Genomic DNA, 24,717 nt, shown 5'->3' with positions numbered 1-24,717 from the left:
ATGAAAAAAATCAGAACGAATAATCGAGTCGTTAATAATTCCATGTGGATATTGGCGGAACGCATCATGCAGATGGGCGTTTCGTTCTTTATCAATATCGCAACAGTAAACTATTTACAACCCGAAGGGTTTGGTGCGATCAATTACTGTGCTTCATTTGTTTCTGTATTTACCTCTATTGCGGCACTGGGACTGGAATATGTAATTATTAAGGAATTCGTCGCCAATCCCGACGAAGAAGGAACAATACTTGGCACCGCACTGATCATGCGGATTCTGGCCGGGATATTTTCTATCATTAGTATCCAGCTGCTGGTGGGAGTAACAAAGGGCTTTCAGCCATTTTACCAGGTCATATGTATAATGGTATCGCTGCAGCTCCTTTTTAAGATATCGGAATTGCTGGATTTCTGGTTTCAATCGAAGCTGCAATCGAAACATGTATCCATTGCAAAAGGACTCACCTATGTGATTTTGGCAGCATGGAAAATTTATATAATCATTGCTGCTAAGACCGAGGCATGGTTTGCATTTTCCTATACACTTGATGCGCTGGTGATGTGTATAATTTTGTTTTATATTTACATGAAAGAGAGAAAGCAGAGATTTGGCTTCTCTTTTGTATGGTGTAAGCGTCTGCTGCATCAGAGTAAGCATTTTATTCTGGCTTCAATGATCACCGTAATATATTCGGAAATGGACAGGATCATGATCGGAAATATGCGGGATGATGCGGAGGTGGCGATCTATTCCACCGCATACGGACTTGCAATGATGTGGGTGTTTATTCCCAACGCGATTATGAGCTCTTACCGTCCTGTTATCATGGAGGGATATGCGCAGAATACAAATTATAAAGAGCGGATGAAGACTTTGTATTCTATCATCATATGGATAGGAATTGCTGCGGGACTGGGTATTACTATATTCGGCCGGTTTATTTTGATGATATATAAACCGATCTATATGGCATCTCTTCCGAGTCTGATTCTGTTGATTTGGAGCACGTTGTTTTCACATCTGGCGGTTGCCAGGGGGACCTGGCTTGTTTGCGAGGGCCTGAATAAGTATTCAGAGATATTCCCAATATGGGGCGTGGCCGTAAACCTGGTATTGAACTTCACACTGATTCCTAAGCTGGGGGCTACTGGAGCATCCATTGCCACATTGACAACACAGTTTGTAATAACATTTATAGCACCGTTGTTTTATAAAGAAACCAGGCCCTCTGTGCAGCAAATGACAGAGGCGATCATGGCCAAAGATCTGATAGACCGTCTGCGGGGGATACGAAATGGAAAATAAAAAACTGCTGAAATGGAAGATTGTTTCAATTGTATTGGCTGCTGCTATTCTGATTGTTGGGATAGGTTCAGGTTATTCTATAGTAAAACTTAAAGAAAAAACAGATATTCTGGCTGAGATAACCGCGGTACAGAAGGATGATATAGTAAAACTGGGCGAAGCGCTGGACGTTGCATTGGAGGAGAGCGGCAGTGTAAATGTGTCCTGGAGAGGGAAAAAATGGTGCAGCTATGGCGACAGCATCACACAGCTAAAAAGCTGGCAGGACTATATTACAGAATATTTCGGATTTGCAAGGCACTATGAAAGAGGAATCGGCAGTGCCACGATCACGAAAAGTGAGCAGACCTGGTGGGCAAACCCTGATGGCAGCTATAACAGCCGCTATGGATTTGAAAGCACCGAACAGCCGGCAGGCACAACCGAACATGAGGGGTACTTCTGCAGTACGGATAGAATCAATACGATGATACCGGAGGACACAGATCTGGTGGTCGTCATGGGGGGAACCAATGACGCGGACTTAAGCCTTAATATACCGTTGGGAGATTTGAGCTATCCTTATGACGAAACTACCTTCAAGGGAGCGGTTGCATCAATGATTGTTAAAATACAGCAGCGTGTCCCAAACGCGGTGATTGTTTTATGTTCGCCGTTAAGCGGCAGAGGCCCGGAAGATGAGACTCTGATGCATGGAAATACCACGGAGCCGCAGTATAATGGTATAGGACTGACGACCCAGGACTACGCAGAGGCCATGGAAGAGGTCTGCGAGTATTTAAGCATACCATATATTGATGTCTTCGGGGAGACAGGAATCAACTGTTTTAACAGAGCACAGTATATCAGTGATACGGTACATCCGAACGATGAAGGTGGAAAGGCCATTGCCCGTGTGATCATCGGCAGGCTGGAGACTTTAAAACCGGTGGAGAGGAAATAGAGATATGCAGGATAGAGTTGATAAAGTATGGCGGACAGTGAAAAAGAATATACTGGTCATTTTGTTTTTTGCCATGTTCCTTTGTTACGGACTGTATTGTTTTAAGGACTACGGCATATCTACGGATGAGCTGATAGAACGGGACAGCGCGCTTATAAATTACAAACGTATATTTCCTTCCGTTACCGAGATTAAAACGGATTCAGTGGATTTTGCGCAGCTTAAGGACCTTTCAGAATGGAAGGACCGCTATTACGGGGTGGCGCTTCAGCTTGTGCCGGTCATGATTGAGCATATGTTTGACTTCCAGTTATCGCTGCGCCAGGTTTACCTGGTGAAGCACTGCTATACTTTCCTGCTGTTTTTTGTCAGCTGTATCTTCTTTTATAAGATCGCGTATATGCTGTCCAGAAACCGATATATGGCATTGCTGGCGACTGCTATGCTAGTGCTGTCTCCAAGGATATTTTCTGATTCCTTTTATAACATGAAGGATATGTTTTTTCTCCCGGTATTTGTGGTGAATCTATATTTTGCAATTAAATTTCTGCAGAAAAGTAGTATAAAAACGATGATACCGCTGGCTATCATTTCTGCGCTGTGTACAAATACCAGAATTGTAGGCGGCATATTGATCTTCTTCTGTCTCCTTTTTTCATTTATAAAAAGTATAATGGAAAAAAGGTGGAAGAAGCAGTTCTTTTACTGTCTTGGTACAGGAGTTCTGTGTCTGGGCTGTTATATTCTTGTGACCCCTATTACATGGACAAATACTGTGCAGGAAATACTCAATCTGGCCGGAACGTTTTCAAATTACACAAAGTGGTCCTTTGATGTATTTTATTTAGGCAGTCATGTCCCGTCTACAGATCTGCCATGGCATTATCTTTTCGTATGGATCGGTATTTCCATACCTGTTTTATATCTGATACTGGCGGTGCTGGGGTTAGTGGATCAGGCAGTGGTAGGTCTGCGGGCTGTTGTCCGTAAGGACGTGGATACGGATGAGATGTGGGTCAGGCTGCTTCTGTTTATGATGCTGATTGTTCCAATCGCATATGTGCTCATTAAGCGACCCGTACTTTATACCGGATGGAGACATTTTTTCTTTATTTATCCGGTAATGATACTGTTTGCAATGTTTGCAGTGATGCGTATATGCGCGCTTTTAAAGAGATGGAAGGTGCTGCAGTGGTCCGCGGTAGGGGCCATAGGCATTTATATGCTATTTGTCGGAAGGTGGATGCTTCGCAGCCATCCATATGAATTTATGTATTTCAATCACATAGGCCGGAATCTGGCGGCGGAGAATTTTGACAGAGACTATTGGGATCTGGCAGGGCTGGAGATCCTTCAGTATCTGGCGGATCTGGATCAGAGAGATGAGATTAAGGTATATATGACGATGAACTACTGTGCGCCCATGCTGCCGGAGGAGGATTATAAGCGGATAAAGGAAGTCTATACGGTCGAAGAGGCCGAATATGTTCTGGAACCTTACAGGGATATGGCAGAAAGTGATGCATATTTCCAGTGGGTGTTGTATAATGAGATATACCGGGTTGAGGTGGACGGAATAAAACTCCAGTCCATATTCCAGCGCGGTCAGCAGTGGCTGCAGAGCACAATGGTCAGAGAGGAACGGGATGGGATATCCTATAGCCTGGATGGCATTACCTGGATAGATGAGAGCACGAACGATCAGACTGTGCTGACAGGAGAACTGCCGGAGGCACGGGATATTGACAAAGTTACTGCCAGAACAACTGCGGACAGACTGCCCGAGAATTTTGTTGTATTCGTTGGAAATGAAGAGGGCGTTTTTGAAAGACTGGATCAGATCGCAGGCTATACAACGGTGGCAGATGGAATTTCAGCGGTATTTGATATGCGCAGCGTCAAGTATATCCGTATATTATATGATAAAGATACAGCGATGCTGGATGAAAACTGGAATATCGATCTGTATGTGCCGCTGGGATATGAGCTGAATCCGCTGGAATCAGGAATACAGGAAGTAAACAGTGACAATAATCCAAAGGAACTGCCGAATGTGAAGGATGGAGACAGCAATACCTACTGGACCACCGGAGTGGAGCAGAGTGAAGGGATATGCTTTGATATTACGCTGAAGGATGAGCAGAAAATTAACGGAATCACCCTTGAAATGGGCAAAAATGAGACGGATTATCCCAGGAACCTGGAAATATACACTTCATTGGACGGTGAGGACTGGCGGCCGGTTTCATATAAATTAGAGGGAGAAACGTATCTCTTTGAGCCGATAGACAGCCATTATATCCGACTTCGTTTGGGAGAGACAGAGGCTGGGATTGGATGGAACTGGGGGATTGGGGAATTGACAGTGATAACATCTGGAGTTATCATGCAATGAGTGCAGGTTGTAATAAAAACAGGAGTATACATGTATGTCAAGATTGAAAAAAATAAAAGAGCTAATAAAGAAAAAGGAAAAATGGGTTATAGTATTGTTTTTTTCGCTTTTTTTTCTTTACGGGTGTGTAACTTTTAGAGATTTCGGTTTGTCAGGTGACGAGGGGATTCAAAGATATCATAGTCTCGTTATGTATAAATATTTAGTACCTTCTGTTGGTAATATAGTAACCGATACTGTGAATTTTCCAACGGTACCCGATCCTAAGTCATATGGTGTTTATTATGGAGTTACTGTACAATTGCCGACAGTGGTAATTGAGCATTTGTTTGGTTTTCAATTAGATTTGCACACCGTTTTTCTTATCCGACATTTTTACAACTTCCTGATATTCTTTATTGCAACTATCTTTTTTTATAGAATATGTTATGTATTTACTAAAAGAAGATATTGGGCTTTACTAGGAACTTTTTTGTTGATAGTATCTCCCAGGATTCTGGGAGATGCATTTTATAATGTTAAGGATTTAATGGGGCTGTCAGCATTTGTAGTTAATTTATACTTTGCTATATTGTTCATTAAAAAGATAAGTATTAAATCTTTTATAGGGCTTATTTTATCCTCTGCATTATGTATAAATGTTAGAATTGTGGGTGGGGTAATCATAGCATCCTGCCTATTTTTGGCATTTATACGCTGTATTGCTGATAAGACTCTTAAACATTATTGGTTATATTTTGTTGGTACAGGTGCAGGGTGTTTTGGATTATATTTACTAATGACTCCTGTTACATGGGGGAATGTGTTTGAGGTATTATTAAAGACAATAAAAACTTTTTCTAATTATAGTGTATGGATCAATACTAACTTCTATTTTGGTAAAAACGTTGAGGCGATGCATCTGCCCTGGCACTATTTACCGGTCTGGATATTTATAAGTACACCCATAGTATATAGTTTGTTCTGTATAGTGGGTATTTTATCGGAAGGGTTTAGGCTGTTCTTTAGAAGGAATAAAACAGGCGATCTAGATGATCGGGATTACTCATGGAATTTGGTATTGATTTTTATGTGTATGGTGATCCCATTTCTGTATGTCATCCTATTAAAACCAGTACTATATACTGGTTGGAGGCATTTTTACTTTATTTATCCATTGATTATTCTATTTGCGCTAGTAGGATTTAAAACATGTGTTGTTTATTTTGCGAAAAAGAAAGCTGCTGCTATATCTCTTTGGGGAATTTTGGGCTTCAGTGTCATTACTACTATTTTATGGATCGGATGTAATCACCCATACGAATATGTTTATTTCAATCCATTAGTACGTCCATATGTAGATGAAAATTTTGAGAAGGATTATTGGGGGACAAGCGGATATGCTGCTATTCTGTATATTCTTAATACAGATATTAGTGATTCTATTAAAATATATGCAAAAAATACGAGTGGATATGATTTTTTAGAGAAAGATCAACGTGCTCGGATATCAATTGTCAATAGCGTAGAAGAAGCGGATTATGTGGTCGAAACATATTCAGCTGTATCACAGAGTAAAAAGTACAATGAATTTCAGGAGTTTGATGAAATTCATAGTTTAATAGTGGATGGCTTTTATGTTAATACCATTTTTAAACGTTCATATGAACATTATTCCACGAGTATTTTAACTTTATCAAATGGCATATGGAATTCTTCTATTGATAATATAACCTGGGAATGCAATAATGATACAGCGATAGCAATATGGAAGGAGCCTGTAAGAGTCGACAAAGTCACGATTGAATTTGAGAATAAAAAAGTAGCAGAAAAAAGTGAAGTTTATGCTACGGTTGATGGGGATAATTGGGTATGTATTTCTGATAAGAATGATTATAAAATTTCCGGGAATCAGATTTGGGGGCATATTAGTACAGAACATTTAGTAGGGATTAAAGTAGTCGGTGTTGGTGAAAGAATAACTCTAAACATTTATCAGAATAGAGCAGAGGAAGATGCTATAACACATCCCCAGTCAATAGTTCGTGTGCTAGGACATGAAAATAGCCCTGATTCTGAATATGCTATTGATAATAATCCAAAAACAAATTGGCATTCTAATACGCAGCATCCCGACATTGTATTTGATATCGAATTAGATAGTATATATCATGTGAGTGGATTGCGTTTGGATCCGGGGCAGTGGAAGACTGATTATCCAAGAAAATTACGAATTTTTATATCAGAAGATGGACAGAGTTATGGGGAAGTAAATGCTGACAGCACAGAAAATATTGAGTATTTTTTTGAGGCAGTCAAATGTCAGTATATTCGCTTGATAACAGGTGATACACAGGAAGTTTTAGAAAATGACTGGACAATTAGTGAAGTGGCTGTGTTTCAAACTGTCGAATAATTTAGAAAACGAGGGATGGATTATGGAACAGATGATAACATTTGTTATACCTATGTACAATGAAGAAGAGTCTATACAGCTCCTTTATGAAAAAATACTAGATAACGTATTGGATGTTTATAACTATGAAATGATATTTGTTGATGACGGTTCGAGTGACCGTTCTTCTGAAGAGGTTAAGAAAATTATTGTCAAAGATGCTAATGTCCATCTTATTGTGTTCCGCAGAAATTTTGGTAAGGCAGCAGCGCTTCAGGCTGGCTTTCGGAATTCTAAGGGAGACATTATTATAACAATGGATGCTGATCTGCAGGATGATCCTTGTGAGATCCATAATTTTATCAATAAGATTAATGAAGGCTATGATCTGGTTTCCGGCTGGAAAAAAGAACGCCATGATCCTCTGGAAAAAAGAATTCCGTCTAAATTATTTAATAAAGTAACTTCTCATCTTTCAGGTGTACAGCTTCATGATTTTAATTGTGGATTTAAGGCTTATCGTAGGGAGGTGGTTGAAAGCTTAGATGTATACGGAGAATTACATCGCTATATTCCTGTTTTAGCATATCGAAAGGGATTTAAAATAACGGAGATTGCTGTACATCATAATAAAAGAGAATTTGGTAAGTCAAAGTATGGGTTTGAACGGTATCTTCGAGGCCTGTTTGATTCTATAACGGTAGCTTTTCTTGGCAAGTTTTATGATCGGCCCATGTATTTTTTTGGTAAAATAGGATTATTACTTAGCGCTTTGGGCGGTATAATATGTGCCTACCTTACAGTATTGTGGTTTTTAGGTCAAGGAATTGGTGGTAGGCCATTATTGATGTTAGGTGTGTTATGTATAATTTTGGGTGTGCAGATGTTTTCAATTGGGTTCTTAGGAGATATGCTAGTTGATGCTACATATCATGATAGATATAATGAAAGCCATATTAAGGAGAAAATATAGTTAAAAATGGATGATTATATTAAGGGGAAAAGGATCCTTTTCATAACAACCAAAAATATAGATTATATTCGTAATCAGCAGGAAATAAAAATATTAAGAGCGATGGCAGGAAATGTCCAGATAGTTTATTCGAAATGTAAAAGTTATCCCTTGCGTTTATTTGTTATATACATTCGCTTGCTTTTTATGTCTTTGAAAGCAGTAGATACAATATTTATAGGATTTTCACCACAACTTATATTGCCGGTTTTCTTTTGGAAAATGTCTAATAAGACAATAATTATTGATTTTTTTATATCGGTATTTGATACACTGGTAAATGACAGAAAAACATTTAAAGATAATAGTATAATGGCAAGATTTTGTCATTGGCTTGATGACAGAACATTAAGCAAATCTAAACTTGTAATTGCAGATACAGAAGCCCATGGAAAATACTTTATTGATGAGTTTGGACTAGCCCGGAGTATTATAAAGGTTTTATACCTTGAAGCGGATACTGGATTATACTATCCAAGAAAAATAAAAAAGCCGCAGGAACTGGAGGGGAAATTTGTCGTAATGTATTTTGGAAGTGTACTTCCATTACAGGGATTAGAGGTGGTTTTGCAATCAGCAGATATATTGAAAGAGATATCAAATATACAATTTATAATTGTTGGACCGTTAAAAAAGTGTTCCTATAAGCCTGTTAGTAACAATATGTTATGTATTCCATGGCTTTCGCAGGATAAATTGGCTGAAACCATTGCTATGGCTGATCTGTGTCTGGCAGGTCATTTTAATGGGAGCATACAGAAGGCCAAAAGAACAATACCAGGTAAGGCTTATATCTATGAAGCGATGCATAAACCTATGATATTGGGGGATAACAAAGCAAATCATGAACGATATTCTGAAAAACAGGAGGGTATTTATTTTGTTGAAATGGGTAGCGCAGAAAAGCTTGCCGATTTGATTAAAAAAATATTTGAAACTTATACACATAAGAAGGTTGGAGATCTAAATGGTAGAAAATAGATTGTATGAGCGTACTTCCTTCGATATAGCAATAGTATTTATAGTAATAATATCTGTGTGTATCCTTGTTTACTGGAATGAAGGCAGATGCAGGTATTACACTCCCTCGGAGCTTGTTTATTCTACGGAGGAATATACTTGCGTTATAGAGGAGATTACAGTCCATAATTATATCTCTATAAAAGGTTATGCATATAAAAATGGAGAAAGTATAAAGACAGCTAATAGCTTTTTTGTTCTTAAGGATACAGTAAGTGGTACATATATACAGATACCCACCCAGATAATCGAGGATATAAGATATAACGAAATCGCGGGGAATGAATATGAGAATAAATATGCCGGATTGCTTGGTTTGGTAAATACCTCCAAGCTTCAGAAGGGTAGAGATTATGTTATAGGGGTTGGGTATGGAAATAATAATGATGCAACATTAATTATGACGGAAGAACGGTTCCAAGTAGGAGATAAATAATGAAATCCTTTACCGGAAAGTATAGAAAATATGTAGCAGAAAATAAGATTTTTATATTTTTATTTTGTTTTATGCTATTATTACACTTTTTTTTGAATACAGATCGCAGTGATGATGTACGTTATTGGGAGGCTTTACAAACCCAGACAGTAAGGGATTTAGTGAGCAACAGATATTTTACATGGTCATCAAGAAGTGTGTTAGAATTTGTATGGTTTCACTTAATTCTATTAGGTGTATGGAGCTGGAGGATTGCGGACAGCATTGTATGGACAATGTTGGCCTATGTTATATACCGTTTTAGCGATGTTGCCGATTCATCTAATAATCGTAAACATTTAAAGATCATGGCCGTAGAGTTGGTGCTTTTATATCCGTTTATTCAATTGGGCAGTGCTGGATGGGAAGCTACTACGTTAAACTATCTATGGCCTGTAAGTTTTGGATTGCTGGCGTGTCTGCCAATTAAAAAAATTATATATTGTGAAAAAATACAATGGTGGGAATATGGCATATATGTCATTTGCACAGCTTTTAGCGCCAGTCATGAACAGGCTTGTGTGGCGCTTTTTATTCTAACATTAATTTTTAGCATTTATTTTATTATGAAGAGAACTAAAAATGTATTTGTTTATATACAGTTTTTAATCTGCCTATGCTCGCTTATTTATATAATGAGGAGCCCAGGCAATTCTGTGCGTTATGATAGAGAGGTTTGGTATTGGTTTCCTCAATATGAAACGTTGTCATTGATAGATAAGATAGAATTGGGGTTTTCAAATGGAGCCTCGTATTTGCTCTTTAAGCCCAATTTGATATTTCTGATTTTTTCTATTTTTCTTCTTTTGAGAGCGTTTAAGGAACCGCAGACTGGTAGAGGTATGAATATATGGAGCGGTATTCCGCTTGTAAGTGTCGGCGTATTGGTATTAACCAGGCCTTTGCTGCAACTATATTTTCCTGAAATGACAAGGATTATTGAAAGTGTTACCCCTACAGGAATAATCACTGCGGGTAATTATAATATGCTATCAGCATATATTCCTTTAGCATTATTAATTTTGGCGCTTGTTTCTGTAATAATGGCCTTTCTATTTTGGTGTAGGGATAAAAAAACATGTAAATATACATGGATAAACATACTGATAATTTTGACTGGAGGAGTGACTGCAGTAATCATGGGATTTTCACCTACAATATTCGCGTCAGGTGAACGAACAATGGTTTTCTTAGAAACTGCTGTACTGTTATCAACTCAATTATTGTTTGCAAGAATTATAATACTTAGTGAACATGGAATATTATTTATCAAATATGGAGTTGGCGTATTGGCAGCGTGCAATGTTATATACTTTCTACTGCTAATCGATTGATAGGGGGGGCATCATGAAAGATTATAAAGTTTCTATTATAACTGTATGTTACCATGCTGAAACGTCGATAGAAGTAACTTTAAAGTCAGTGTTGGAACAAACTTATAATAACATCGAGTATATAGTAAAGGATGGAGGTTCCAGTGACAAAACGGAAGTAATTGTGGAAAATTACAGAATGCTGTTTATACAGAAAGGTATTGATTTTAAATATTATTCTGAAAAAGATGATGGAATTTATGCAGCAATGAATGAGGCAGTACTTTATGCAAATGGTGCTTGGGTGGGATTTTTAAATGCAGGAGATACCTATTATTCAAATAAGACATTAGATGATGTGTTCAAAAATAAATATTATGATGGGTACTCCGTAATATATGGAGATACTATTGAAAAGGAAGGTGACTTTTTATCTTTGCGTTATGCTGACATGGAAAGAATCGTCAAAAGAATGCCTTTTGGTCACCAATCCTGCTTTATAAGAACTGACGTTATGCGAGCTTATCCATATGACTCAAGTTTCCGCATAAGTGCTGATTATCATATGATTTTACGTCTATATAATGATAAGCATAAATTTATATATTGTGGCAATATTATCTCGGTCTTTAGTATGGATGGAATATCATCTACGAATTTTACTCTTTTAGTACACGAAAGGGAAAGGGCTAGACTGGCATGTGGATATGGTGATGGCTTTTTTTCATATCATTATCTGCTGCAGTACACAGAAGCATGGTTCAAGAATGTAATTCAGTTACTTTTACCTTCTGGTGCAGTGAGTTATTTACGAAGATATTATATAATCCATATTAAAAAAAATAAAAGTTTATGATGTACAGGGGGTAGAGCCGTATGGCAATTTATCCGAAATTATCAGTGGTCACCGTCTGCTTTAACTCGGAAAAAACTATAAAGGATACAATTGAATCCGTTCTGGAGCAGGATTATGATAATCTGGAATATGTAATCAAAGACGGCGGATCTACAGACGGTACATGTAAAATCATTGAGAGCTATAGATCCCTATTATCTGCTAAGGGAGTTATATTAAAGTATATTTCTAAACCAGACAGTGGTATTTATGATGCTATGAACCATGCCATAGATGTGTGTTCGGGGCAATGGATTAATTTCCTTAATGCAGATGATAAATATTTTAGTAACGATACGTTGAAAACAGTATTTGGTAATAGTGATTACAATGGATACGATGTAATCTGTGGAGATGCGGTTGAAGAAGATTTTGGCCGGTTATTTATTTTTAAGGCGAATCCGGATGATATTACAAAGCGTCATTGCTTTTGTCATCAGGCGTGTTTTATACGTGCGGAGTGGATGAAACGTTATCTGTATAACAGTAGTTTGCATATAGCAGGTGATTATGATTTTTTTCTTCATGCTTATCACGACGGTGCTAAGTTCTTTAAATTAGATTTAATGGTCGCCTGGTTTAAAAAGGGAGGGGTGTCCACCAACAACATTTATTGGATAAAAAAGGAAACCTTGTTTATTAAGAAGAAATATGGTTATAAAACTGCATTTGGTATAGAAAAGTATTGTATTTTAGCTGCGGCAGCTGTTAAACAGTGGCTATTAAAACATGTATCCAGCAAAACCGGTTTTTGGCTACGAAGCTTAACTCGGAAAAATGAGGTTTATAAATGTAATAGGTTACTATTTATAAATACATTATATGAAGCAGGAGGGGCGGAGCGAGTCACCAGGCAACTTTTTGAAGGTGCGAAGAGATACGGTTATGAAGCTCATATGATACTGGGTAGGGGACGTATGCCGGATGCGCCTGGCCTGGTTCTTTACCGTTCTCTGCCCTTGAGACTGATGAATGTTGTTTATAAAAAGTTTACTAATAATGCTAGGGTTTATGATCCATACTCCAGATACCGAATCATTAAATATGTAAAAAAGCATCATATTGATCTTGTACATTTAAATAATATGCATGGTAACTATGTTGGATTAGAAACAATTAGGGAACTGACAAAGCTTTGTAAGGTTGTATGGACTTTACACGATATGTGGGCTTTTACGGGACATTGTACACAGTCTTCAGAATGTGATAAATGGAGAATGGGGGAGTGCTATAATTGTGGACATCGAGATTATCAGCCTCCTATTTACAGGAATATATCCCATACAATATTGTTAGCTAAAAAGAATATGTACACAGGCATAGGAATTGTGTTTGTAGCTCCATCTAAATGGATGGCTGATAGAGCTGCAAGCTCAATATTAAAGTCAGAAGATATACGCGTAATTGCTAATAGCGTTGACACTGCACAGTTCAAAGAGCTTGATAAACAACTTGTGCGTGCAAAGTATGGAATATCCGGAGATATGAGGATATTAGTTTTTATCAGTAATATCATACAAAACGAGGCGAAGGGATTTCAGTATTTAATAAAGGCGCTTGAGTTAATTAAACGGAAAGATCTATATTGCCTGATAATTGTTGGAAATGATAGCAACATGGAAAGTATACCCAAGGGATTTGAGACACATACATTCGGTTATGTGAAAGATAATGATTTATTAAACGAGATTTATTCTATGGGCGATTTATTTGTAATTCCAAGTATGGCAGAGACATTTTCATTAGTTGCCGTGGAAGCTATGGCCAGCGGAACACCTGTCGTCGCATTTGCTACAGGCGGATTGACTGAAATTATTACTGAAGAAACCGGATGGATGGTTAAGAGCAGAGATGTAGAGCAACTTGCATTTAAAATAGAAGAGGCATTTGAAAATAAAAGAATACTGTATAAGATGGGACATGCTTGCCGTTTGAGAGTGGAGACTAATTATGATGTACAGATAATGCAGAAACGTTATCATCAACTGTATGAGGAGGTGCTTGGGTGAATGCGCCAATTGTGATATTTGTATATAATCGCTTAAAACATACCAAAGCCTTAATTAATTCATTAGAGAAAAATCCGGAGGCAAAGGAAAGCGTGCTATACATTTTTGCGGATGGAGCCAAGAATGATAGAGATCTTTTTGAAGTTAATGAAGTGCAGAAGTATATCAGAACTGTTGAAAAAGATGCTTGTTTTCGCCATGTTAACGTTCATATTAGGCAGCGTAATATGGGATTAGCGTCATCTGTTATTGAAGGCGTAAGTTATGTATTTTCCCAATATGACCGAGTAGTTGTTTTGGAAGACGATCTGGTAGTGGCAGAAAATTTTTTGTCTTATATGAATGCTGCACTTACATTCTATAAAACAGATCCTTCTATATGGTCTATCTCTGGTTATACGCCAGAGCTAAAGACATTAAATGCATATAACAAAGATGTATATGCATACTACAGAGGATGTAGCTGGGGGTGGGGAACCTGGAAAGATCGGTGGAACACTGTTGATTGGAATGTAAGTGATTTTAATAGGTTAAAGAGGGATAAGACCGCTAGGAATCATTTTAATAAAGGGGGCGATGATATGTTTGACATGCTCTGGCTTCAGCAGCGTGGAGTCATTAATTCATGGGCAATACGTTGGTGTTATCAACAAAGTAAAAATAATCAGTACACGGTATATCCTGTACAGACATACGTAGAGAATAATGGGATGGATGGAAGTGGTAGTAACTATCGGAAAAAGTCAAGAGGGGACTTCTGCACTGAAATAAAGAGAAGCGATTGTCCCGTTAAGCTTGAAAAGGTAAGCCCCGATAAAGCTGTCGCAGACGAATATCGTAATAAATTTCATCTGTCGTTATGGACAAGAATAAAAAGAGAATTGAAATTAGCGTTAAAGTAAAGGGGAATCTTTGAATGATAAAAAGATTGTCGAATGTGAATTTGCTGAACAGTATAGCTTGTATAGGTTATTTATTATTAGTGTTTGCTTATTATGGAGCGAATGAACTGCTCGGGCATACTTTAGGAGGTTACACATGGGTTATAACATTTTTTGTGTACCCGCTGCTTCTGTACAAAGTAACTTTTACAAAATATAATAAGAGAGAATTATGTATTGGTTCTATATTAGTGGTGCTTTGTCTCATAACAACTGTTTATACAGAACAGACATCATTATTTACAAATTTATTGGTGCTGCTCTCTTTAAAAAATATTGATATAAAATTATTATTGAAACGGTGTTTTTGGTTTGCATTAACGGCCTATATTATGGTGATTGTACTGTCTTTGTTTGGAATTGGAGGCCCTCTTTCGCTAACTAAAAATTTCGGAAGGGGGCGTGTAGAAACACGTTATTGTTTGGGGTATGGACATCCCAATGGACTTCATTGCTATCTGTTCTTGATTTTATGCCTTTATATTTATGCTTATTTTGATAAGATAAAAATATGGCAGATAGTGATTGCTGCAGTTATTAATATAAGTATGTTTTGGTTGACTGCATCAAGAACTGGTGTAGCTGCAATAAGTTTGTTGCTTGTACTTTATTTATTTGTGCGTTATTGTTCCTCTATAGCAACTTCAAAGATATGGATGATAGGTACAATCGCTGGATACCTTGGTATTGTCGTTATATCCGTTTGTGCCGTTATATGGAATTTTAATCCTGTGTTTGCCTGGCTAAATAAGCTATTGACAGGGCGTATTGACTTGGCCCATAATTATTTGTTTGAATATTCCGTAGGACTGTTTGGCAGCAAGATACCCGATGGATTTTATTTAGATCATGGATGGATCGGGGTCCTTATGTTTTGGGGTATCGTATGGTTTATTATATATCAGGTAGCGATGCTGGTTCTGTTATATACTTCCAATAAACATGGAGAATTGGCTGTTGTTATTATAATATTAATTTCGGCGCTCTATGGCATAGCAGAATTTAGTGTTTTGGAAAAAGTGTTCCGAAATCTTATGTTTATTTTTATGTCTGGAGTGCTGTACAGTAAAACAGTAGCAGGTCAAAGGATTGATTAAAAATAATAACGCGAATGGAGAAAAGCTTATGGCTGCAGAAACCATGTTTTCCCATAAAAGTCGGCTAGCAGAACATGTAGCAAATATTGGATATCTGTGATAAAGCTGATCGAAGAATTTCGATAGTTATTATTTTGATAGAACCTTTATACAGTCTTTGAATTTAGCGCGGTAGAAAAAGTATTCCGCTATATAGTTGTTCTCTTTTTGGCAGAGTTAATTTTTAACTCTAGAGCTATTTGTGATAAGGAGCGTTAAGGTGCAGAAGCGAAAAAGCAGCGGAGTGATTGATAAAAAGTTAAAGACAAATATGATGTATAATATGGCGTATCAGGTTCTGACAATTTTGCTTCCTATAGTTTTATCTCCATATTTGGCCAGAGTTTTAGGCGCGGATGGTATAGGAGAATATAATTATACTTTTACGATAGCATCCTATTTTTCATTATTTTGTATATTAGGTATTCGTACTTATGGTAATCGTGAATGCGCAATTAAAAGGGAAAATAGAAATGCGCTTAGTACGACTTTCTGGAGTATCTATATAGTGCAATTAGTATCATCGGTTATCACTGTAGTTGTTTACATTATATATATATATGCTATAGCACATGAGTATCAGAAACTGCTGATCATTCAAGGTATATATATACTCTCTGTCGTATTAGATATAACATGGTTATTCTATGGACTTGAACAGTTTAAAAAAATTGTAATTAGAAATATTATTGTTAAATTAGGCATACTGTTAACCGTTTTGACATTTGTTAAGACATCGGATGATGTATGGATTTATTGTCTATGTATGGCACTTTCGGCCTTGTTTTCGCAGATCGCAATATGGCCATTCGCTTTAAAATATGTGGATAAGGTAACCATACATAAGCAGGATATTCGATTGCATTTGTGTCCTGTTCTGTCCTTGTTTATTCCTGTGATTGGGGTTAGCATTTATAGCGGTATAGACAAACTTATGATAGGACAGATGATAGATATGCAAAGCGTTGGGTTCTATTCAAACGCGGAGGGCCTTGTCAAACTGCCGTATGGAATTGTCACAGCAATAACTGCGGTAATGCTGCCACGTTTAAGTTTATTAATATCCAGAAAGGAATTTAAAAAAAATCGTGAATATGTCCATTCAACAATGAAACTCAATATGGCGATAGCATTACCAATTTGTTTTGGTTTGGCTGCGATAGCTCCGGAGCTAGTCCCTTGGTACTATACTGAGGAGTTCATAAAATGTATTTCGCTTATTCAGATGTTAGTGGTAATAATCTTATTCTTAGCTTGGACTGAAGTATTACAGTCTCATTACCTTATACCGATGCGTATGGATAAGGTACTTATGAAAGCGGCAATAATTGCAGCAGTATTTAATGTAGCAGCCAATTTTGTCATGATTCCTCGGCTCGGAGTAGAAGGTGCTGTTTGGGGTACGATTTTAACGGAGGGAATTGTTATGATTTACAAAACATTTCATGCGAGAAAATCGATTTGTTTATTTCAAGCTTTCAAAGAATTAGTGCCGTATTTTATATTGTCAGTTTTTATGTTTTTGCTGGTCCGTTTGATTGGATTTAATATGGGTGTTACGGGAATGTTAACCACGTTTATACAAGTAGCAGCAGGAGCAGTAATGTATGGAGCAGGGGTATTAATTCTTCACTTAATTGGACGATAGAATTATAGATTATATATGACATGCTATTGCTAACCGAGATCCTTTAAGCAAGGGGTTACTATATATCAGTATAGAAAACAGATTGAAGTGATCAATATACTTATTAGATGTGGTGTGTGAGTATCAGTTTTGAAGTGGCTTGCTTTTATGTATGCAACGAATTCAGAGGTTGCAAGAATTTAGAGCTATAAATATGCTTGGAGAGGATGCCGATGTATCAAAGAAAAAACCAAATACAGGAATTGGTAATCTGTTTATTAGATGCGCTGTGTGTAATAATCAGCTTTATATTGGCAGGGGTATGGCGTTTCGAGAGCTGGGAGTATTTTAAGAAGGCTACAGATTTTATCCCATCTGTAGCAGGTATGTTTATGCTGCATATAGCCGTTTATTATATCCTGAAAGTCTACGAAGGCATGTACATCAGAGGTTATCTGGCCGAGTTCAACAAAGTATTAAAATATAATATAATACTTTTAATGGGAATCACCGCATATACATTTGCTGTTAAAAATCGCATGGAGCTGTCGAGGCTGACTCTGGGCTTCTTCTTTATCCTGAATGGAATCACAATCTATGTTACTCATCAGCTTGTGAAATACTATATGGCGAATATATACCGCAATCGTATTAATGCCAGTAAAGTGGTAGTTATTACAACCAGTGAGCGCGTAGAGAAGATATTAAAGCAAATGATGGAACCGACGGACTGGAATTGCAAGGTGGTTGGGATTGTCCTGCTGGATGAAGACAGGAGGGGGCAGACAATACTGGGAGTTCCTGTTATTGCAAATAAGGATAATTATCTTGATTCGATTACCCATCTTGTGGCCGATGAGGTTCTGCTTCATGCGCCTCGAATCCAGGAAGGAGAGTTATTCTATAAAGAGATGATTCTTGAGCTGGAGAAGATGGGTATTGTGGTTAATATGAATATTGATGTAATTAACCTGGGCGTGAACGACAGCAAAACAGTATACCGTCTGGGCAATTATTATGTAATGGCTTTTACAAGCAGATTGTTTGATTACAGGCTCCTGCTGATTAAGCGAATGATGGATATTGTAGGAGCTATAATAGGTCTTGTTCTTACGGCTGTTGTAACAGTCTTTATCGCGCCTGCGATCTGGCTGGAGTCCCCTGGACCTCTGATATTTAAGCAGCAAAGAGTGGGGCGGAATGGCCGCATATTTAAGTTCTATAAGTTCCGTTCCATGTATCAAGATGCCGAGGAACAAAAGAAGGAACTCATGGCGCAGAATGAGATGCAGGGGCAGATGTTTAAGCTTGAGAATGATCCCCGGATTACCAAGGTTGGACGTTTTATACGCAAAACCAGCATAGATGAGTTTCCGCAGTTTTGGAATGTCTTGAAGGGAGATATGAGTTTGGTGGGAACAAGGCCGCCCACGCTGGATGAATATGAAAATTATGAAAGCTACCAGAAAAGACGCATCAGCTTTCGGCCGGGTATCACCGGATTATGGCAGATAAGCGGCAGAAGTAATATAAAGAGTTTTGATGAAGTGGTGAAATTGGATTTAGAGTATATTGATAAGTGGTCGTTGGAATTGGATATTAAGATTTTACTGAAGACAGTTGGCGCGGTGTTTCATGGCGTTGGAGCCAGATGATGATTTAACAATATTAGTAAAATTTGAAAATGAGGTATACAGATAATAGTATTTGTATTATAATAAGTAGAAATAATGTATTATTATTTATGTGAATAGTATCAGCCACGATTTAGACCATTGAGTATATATGCTTTGGGCCCACAGTTGATTTTATCCACGGACGGGACATGGTCTCATTTGATTTGTCATATTTACTATAGTGCTTAAAGGAGTTGTGAATGAATAAAACGCTGCCGTCAGTGCCTGTCTGTAATATCATCGGCGTTAACATAGCTGCAATCAATATTAGCAGGGCGGTTCTCTATGTAAATGATTATTTGGAGAAGCTTTCCGGTGAGTATATCTGTATATCTAATGTCCATACAACTGTTATGAGCTATGATAATCCCAATTACCGGGTCATACAGAATAAAGCGGTCCTGGCGCTGCCGGATGGCAATCCGCTGTCTGTCATTTGCAGGTCCAGAGGCTTTAAGGAAACAGAACGTATCGCCGGACCTGATTTTATGCATAAGCTTTTTATCCTATCAATCAAAAGAGGGTACAGTCATTTTTTTTACGGCAGCAGTCCTGAAACATTAGAGAAATTAAGAAGCCGACTGTCCGAGCGGTACCCGGGGCTAAAAATTGCAGGTATGTTTTCCCCACCTTTCTGTGAGATGAGCCCGGAGGAAGACAAGATCATCACGGATAACATAAACAGCTTTCGGGCGGATATCATATGGGTTGGTCTGGGCGCTCCCAAACAGGAAATATGGATGTCGCATCACAGAGGAAAGCTTCACGGGTTGATGATCGGGGTCGGCGCGGGATTTGATTACTTTGCAGGCAATATCAAAAGAGCTCCAGCATGGATGCAGGCCTGCAGTTTAGAATGGCTTTATCGCTTATGTCAGGAGCCTAAAAGACTTTTTAAGCGATATTTATATACCAATACAAAATTTTTATGGCTTCTGGTAAAGGATAAGTTCGGGCATGGAGATTAATACAAATATACTGATCATTCACAATCACTATAAGCTGGCCGGTGGAGAAGACACTGTCGTTGAAAATGAGGCGCAGCTGTTACGCAGACATGGATACAATGTCTTATTGTATACTAGAAGTAATTGTGATATTGACTCGTTTACAGTTATGGACAAGTTGTTATTGCCCTTTTCCTCAATATTTTCATGGAGAACCTACAGAGAAGTGTCGAGTATATTGAAGCAGCAGAACATTTCTCTTATACATGTGCACAATACCTTGAGTCTGATCAGCCCATCCGTTTACTGGGCGGCATTCAAATACCATGTGCCGGTGGTACAAACGCTTCATAATTTCCGGCTGCTTTGTCCAAATGCAACATTTATGCGTGCGGGGAAATGCTGTGAGGAGTGTCTTGAGAAAGGACTGCATACTGCCGTTATCCATAAGTGTTACAGAAACTCCAGGTTGCAGACATTGCTTGGCGCTGTAATTCTAAAGGTCCACCGGCTGCTTGGGACATACCGGAAACTTTATTATATTTGCTTATCTGAGTTCAATAAAGAAAAGCTCCTGAAGGTAAACCGTGGAAAGAAACATATCGTGGATATAAGCCGCGTCTTTGTAAAACCGAATTTCTGCTTGGCGCACGCCGATATTGTACCCTTTGAGAATAGGAAAAATTACTTTGTGTATATAGGCCGACTGGAAATATTGAAGGGAATCTATCTGCTGCTGCAGGCATGGAGAAATGTGGAGGGCAGCGAACTTCATCTGTACGGGACTGGTCCCGAAGAGGAGGGAGTGAAGGAATTTATTCATATATACGGATTAAAAAAAGTTCGGTTATTTGGGCATACAGAGCATAATACGCTTATGCATGACTTGTCATATGCAAAGGCGTTGATCCTGCCTACACAATGCTATGAAGGTATGCCTATGTCAATCATTGAAAGTTATGCCTGCGGCACGCCTGTGATCGGAAGCAATATCGGCAATACGAATCAGATGATACTGGAAGGTTACACCGGGATCTCCTTTCAATATGATTCACCTGAGGCGCTGTCCAGGGCGGTCCAAACGCTTCCGGCCTTCAATTCGTTTGATATTTTCAGGCATTATGAGGAACATTATGGGGCTGAAAGCAATTATAAGCTTTTAAAGCGGATATATGATCATGTTATAGCAGATTCCAGCCAAGTCAGACATTAACCTACGCCGATAAGCTTACCCGGCAAAGTTACTTGAGGAGACAGTATGCAAAAGAATGTAAGGCATTGCACACAATCGGTTTTGTTATGGATACAGGACAAACACATCTTTAATATTTCTCTGCTGTTGTTTTTGAAACCTATAACAGATATGTTTTATCAATTCAGGTTTCTTGATGCATTATTATTGGCTTATGCTGCTGGCGTACTGGTATTTTCCGCCGGAAAGATTGCGCGGCAGAAAATTGACCTGATTGCATTGCTTATAATACTTATGTTCACACAGTCTTTTTTGAAAAATGTATCCTTTGGCAGCCTTTTGATCTATATAAAAATCATCTCACAGTATTTGCTGTTTTTTATTGCGAGGAAGTCTTATGAAGATACAGAAAGATATGTGTCTGTACTGCAAAAATCCTACCTCATTGTTTTGATAACAAATTTGCTGGCGATCGGATTGGGATATGGAACCGTCTTATGGGGAGAAGCCCATACTTTGCGGGGGATGTATTATTACAAGACCGATCTTTCCATTGCCATGCTTCAGCTGATTATTTTATTTATTATGAAGAGCAGGTGGAGCTGGTATGATTTTCTGGTGATGTTGGCTGGATTTTCTATGATTGTGCTTTCAAATTCACGGCTATTTTTTATCTTAAGCGTTGAAATACTATTTGCCGCATTTTTATATAGGTATGAATCCCGAATGAAACTGCCGCTGAGAATAGGGTTCAAATTATTCATCGGCTTTGCGTTGGTGGGGGTACTGGCCATTTTCCTGCAGAAGCAGTTAAATTCGATAACTTATTTCCAGGATGCTAATTTTATAACCTTTGATTTTACTGATGCTGCCTATAACACACAGGGCCGGGCCACGATTTGGAAGGTGACATTCGCACGGTATATGCAGGCGGGGCCGCTTGACAGGATCTTTGGCATAGATTTAACCTCTGACATGCTATATAATGGCTTCTTTTCTGCCAATGCCCATAATATGTACCTGAAGAACCTGTTCTGCATAGGATTAGCGGGACTCATTGTTTCCCTGATTTTTTATCTATTGACAATTCCCTGTTTTAACCGGCTAAAGGATAGGAATCTGTTTTATACCGCCGGATGCTTCCTGCTCACGGTTTTGATTGGAGGAATTGCCAATAACGTGCAGGAATTTACGCAGTTTACGTGGCTGCCAATGTTCTTTCTTGGCGGTTGTGTGAAAAGATCGCTGCCGATAGAGGCGGACGAGCAGAGAGGGGGACAAAAATGTGTGGATATCAGAACATGAGGTCGCAATATGAATAAACTTAATGTGGTTATTATAACGAATATCCCCTCACCGTATCGGGTGGATTTTTTCAACTATCTGCATAGCCATGAGGAAATGCTTGATTTAAGAATTATATACTCCTCTAAAAACGAGGAAAACAGACAATGGCTCATAGAAACTGATAAATTAAGAAAGTCATACTTTCTCGACTCCGTAACAGTAAAGGTGCCGAAAAAGAATGATACAAAATATATCCATATCACGACGGGGCTTGGGCCTTTGCTGAATCGGATACAGCCGGATGTTGTGGTGATATCAGAGTATAATCCGACAGCGCTGCTGGCTGTTAGGTGGTGCAGACACCGCAGAATCCCTTATATAAGCTGGACAGATGGCACATTAAACTCAGAGAAAGGTATTAATTCAATCCAGAGACATATACGGAAGTATATCGTAAAGCATGCCAGCCGCTTTATTGCAAGCAGCAGTAAAGCCAAAGAAGCGCAGATAGCGTATGGCGCAGATCCGGATAAGATTTATCTGAGTTTACTGACTGTTGATGTGGATAGTTACTGTAGCGCGTATCCACGAGAGTATAGTAATAAGATACTGTTTGTGGGCAGATTAGTTTATGGAAAAGGGTTAGACCTTTTAGTTGACGCTTTGTCCGGCGTTCGAAATAATTATATTCTTACAGTCGTTGGAGATGGGCCTGAACGGGATTCCGTACATGAGTATTGTTACCAGCAGCTTCCAAGAGATCGTGTGATTTTTAAAGGTAACCTGCAAAAAGAGGAGGTGATACGGGAATATGGTAAAAATTCTATATTTGTACTTCCAACCAGAAATGACTGTTTTGGCCTGGTAGTATTAGAGGCAATGTGCCAGGGACTCTGTGTTATTTGCTCCCGATATGCGGATGGTGTTTACGATCTAATACGGAACAATGATAACGGGTATATCATAGACCCTTACAATAAGAAAGAATTCACAGGCATTCTTGATGAACTGCTGTCGGACTGCTCACTGCAAAAGAAAATGGGGGGACATGCGATTTCCAGTATTAATAAATTTCATTTTTCCAGTACGTCGGAAGGGTTTGTAAATGCAGTGAAAGAAGCGACGGTATATCATAGCAAAACTATAACGGAGCGGAAATATGATTAGTGAAGATCTTATAACAATCATTATACCCGTGTACAACGTGGAACAATATCTGGAACGCTGTCTGGAGTCTGTAATTCGGCAGAGCTATAAAAACCTGGAAATCATTATTGTCAATGACGGATCAACCGATAGCAGTCTTAAAATTACTGACGAATTTAAAGAAAGAGATCATCGAATCACTGTTATTAACCAAAGCAACGCCGGGTTATCCGCCGCCAGAAATACGGGGATAGCCGCTTCGAATGGAAAATATTTGTCATTTGTTGATTCGGATGATTATATACACAGGCAGTTTATAGAATTATTATATCTCAACGCTGAAAAATATAAGGCTGATATTGCAGTCTGCGAAGGAATTGAAGTAGATGATGTGATGCATGGCAACCGCTTTGAAATAATTCATAACGAATATCAGATCATGGCAGCCGAACCAATAGACGCCATGAAAGTGTGGTATCGTTCTGACTTTAAAAATCCAACGGTGGCTTGCAATAAGCTTTATAAACGAGAGCTTTTTAATGAATGTAAATTTCCTGAAGGAAAGATTCATGAGGATGAGTTTATTATGCATCACCTCTATTTGAAATCAAAAAAAGTATTGTATTTGTGGTTGGAACTGTACTTTTATTATCAAAGAGATAATAGTATCACCGGAAAGAATGCGTATACATTAAAACGGCTGGATGCTTTGGAAGCCTATGAGGATCGCTTAAAGGTAATAGAGGAATGTGGCAATTCCGGTTTAATCAGGTTACATATCCAGCAGTATATTGATGTAATACTGGGTTGTGCTACTGATCTTGAAAAGAACTATAAATCAGAAAATAAAGGCGATATTGTTCATCAGTTAAAGAAAAAGATAATTGAGATTCGAGGAAAATATGAAATTTCAATAAAGCATAAAATCAAAATCCTTATATTTACAATAAGTCCAAGATTTTATTGTAAACTATACGATTTTCTTAAACAGAAGCTTAACTAATCAATTGTCAGTGTGTTATAA

Annotated in this window: 19 protein-coding genes; all 19 read left to right on the top strand. The window is 38.2% G+C overall.

The window, feature by feature from the left end; translation table 11 throughout:
* Complete coding sequence (locus DWZ56_RS05595) at positions 1-1,305, top strand: flippase (RefSeq protein WP_118555405.1); 1,305 nt, start codon at positions 1-3, stop codon at positions 1,303-1,305.
* Positions 1,295-2,248 (top strand): SGNH/GDSL hydrolase family protein, encoded by a 954-nt coding sequence (locus DWZ56_RS05590; RefSeq protein ID WP_118555404.1) that lies wholly within the window; start codon positions 1,295-1,297, stop codon positions 2,246-2,248. The genes DWZ56_RS05595 and DWZ56_RS05590 overlap by 11 nt, the downstream gene beginning before the upstream one ends.
* A gap of 4 nt (positions 2,249-2,252) precedes the next feature.
* The gene (locus DWZ56_RS05585) at positions 2,253-4,643 is read left to right on the top strand and encodes a discoidin domain-containing protein (RefSeq protein WP_118555403.1); all 2,391 of its coding nucleotides are present in this window, start codon (positions 2,253-2,255) and stop codon (positions 4,641-4,643) included.
* Positions 4,644-4,677: 34 nt separating this feature from the next.
* Entirely contained in the window at positions 4,678-7,038 is a 2,361-nt protein-coding gene (locus tag DWZ56_RS05580; RefSeq protein ID WP_118555402.1) for a discoidin domain-containing protein, read from the top strand.
* Positions 7,039-7,060: 22 nt separating this feature from the next.
* The gene (locus DWZ56_RS05575) at positions 7,061-7,990 is read left to right on the top strand and encodes a glycosyltransferase family 2 protein (protein ID WP_118555587.1); all 930 of its coding nucleotides are present in this window, start codon (positions 7,061-7,063) and stop codon (positions 7,988-7,990) included.
* Positions 7,991-7,996: 6 nt separating this feature from the next.
* Complete coding sequence (locus tag DWZ56_RS05570; protein WP_118555401.1) at positions 7,997-9,010, top strand: glycosyltransferase; 1,014 nt, start codon at positions 7,997-7,999, stop codon at positions 9,008-9,010.
* On the top strand, positions 8,997-9,485 hold the full coding sequence (locus DWZ56_RS05565) for a hypothetical protein (RefSeq protein ID WP_118555400.1): 489 nt from the start codon (positions 8,997-8,999) through the stop codon (positions 9,483-9,485). The genes DWZ56_RS05570 and DWZ56_RS05565 overlap by 14 nt, the downstream gene beginning before the upstream one ends.
* A complete protein-coding gene (locus DWZ56_RS05560; RefSeq protein WP_118555399.1) occupies positions 9,485-10,858 on the top strand; it encodes a DUF6056 family protein in 1,374 nt (457 codons plus the stop codon). The genes DWZ56_RS05565 and DWZ56_RS05560 overlap by 1 nt, the downstream gene beginning before the upstream one ends.
* 13 nt (positions 10,859-10,871) lie before the next feature.
* Positions 10,872-11,693: a glycosyltransferase family 2 protein gene (locus tag DWZ56_RS05555; RefSeq protein WP_118555398.1), complete on the top strand. Its 822-nt coding sequence runs from the start codon at positions 10,872-10,874 to the stop codon at positions 11,691-11,693.
* A gap of 20 nt (positions 11,694-11,713) precedes the next feature.
* Entirely contained in the window at positions 11,714-13,741 is a 2,028-nt protein-coding gene (locus DWZ56_RS05550) for a glycosyltransferase (RefSeq protein WP_118555397.1), read from the top strand.
* The gene (locus tag DWZ56_RS05545) at positions 13,738-14,643 is read left to right on the top strand and encodes a glycosyltransferase (protein WP_118555396.1); all 906 of its coding nucleotides are present in this window, start codon (positions 13,738-13,740) and stop codon (positions 14,641-14,643) included. Before DWZ56_RS05550 ends, DWZ56_RS05545 begins: the two co-directional genes overlap by 4 nt.
* A gap of 14 nt (positions 14,644-14,657) precedes the next feature.
* A complete protein-coding gene (locus tag DWZ56_RS05540; protein WP_118555395.1) occupies positions 14,658-15,779 on the top strand; it encodes a hypothetical protein in 1,122 nt (373 codons plus the stop codon).
* A gap of 259 nt (positions 15,780-16,038) precedes the next feature.
* Entirely contained in the window at positions 16,039-17,466 is a 1,428-nt protein-coding gene (locus DWZ56_RS05535) for an oligosaccharide flippase family protein (RefSeq protein WP_118555394.1), read from the top strand.
* 212 nt (positions 17,467-17,678) lie between these two features.
* A complete protein-coding gene (locus DWZ56_RS05530) occupies positions 17,679-19,100 on the top strand; it encodes a sugar transferase (RefSeq protein WP_158584463.1) in 1,422 nt (473 codons plus the stop codon).
* A 221-nt stretch (positions 19,101-19,321) separates the two neighbouring features.
* Complete coding sequence (locus DWZ56_RS05525; protein WP_118555392.1) at positions 19,322-20,089, top strand: WecB/TagA/CpsF family glycosyltransferase; 768 nt, start codon at positions 19,322-19,324, stop codon at positions 20,087-20,089.
* Positions 20,079-21,281 carry a glycosyltransferase family 4 protein gene (locus DWZ56_RS23295; protein ID WP_118555391.1) on the top strand — a complete coding sequence of 401 codons (1,203 nt, stop codon included), beginning with the start codon at positions 20,079-20,081 and terminating at the stop codon, positions 21,279-21,281. Before DWZ56_RS05525 ends, DWZ56_RS23295 begins: the two co-directional genes overlap by 11 nt.
* A gap of 495 nt (positions 21,282-21,776) precedes the next feature.
* Positions 21,777-22,565: an O-antigen ligase family protein gene (locus DWZ56_RS22605; RefSeq protein WP_147369387.1), complete on the top strand. Its 789-nt coding sequence runs from the start codon at positions 21,777-21,779 to the stop codon at positions 22,563-22,565.
* A gap of 9 nt (positions 22,566-22,574) precedes the next feature.
* Entirely contained in the window at positions 22,575-23,714 is a 1,140-nt protein-coding gene (locus DWZ56_RS05510) for a glycosyltransferase family 4 protein (protein ID WP_118555389.1), read from the top strand.
* On the top strand, positions 23,707-24,696 hold the full coding sequence (locus tag DWZ56_RS05505) for a glycosyltransferase family 2 protein (RefSeq protein ID WP_118555388.1): 990 nt from the start codon (positions 23,707-23,709) through the stop codon (positions 24,694-24,696). Before DWZ56_RS05510 ends, DWZ56_RS05505 begins: the two co-directional genes overlap by 8 nt.
* The last annotated feature ends 21 nt before the right edge of the window (positions 24,697-24,717 follow it).

Source organism: Lachnotalea sp. AF33-28 (genome assembly GCF_003477885.1).
Classification (GTDB): Bacteria; Bacillota; Clostridia; order Lachnospirales; family Lachnospiraceae; genus AF33-28.
The sequence above is the reverse complement of the archived record's forward strand: the minus strand, read 5'-3'. Positions and strand labels throughout refer to the sequence as shown.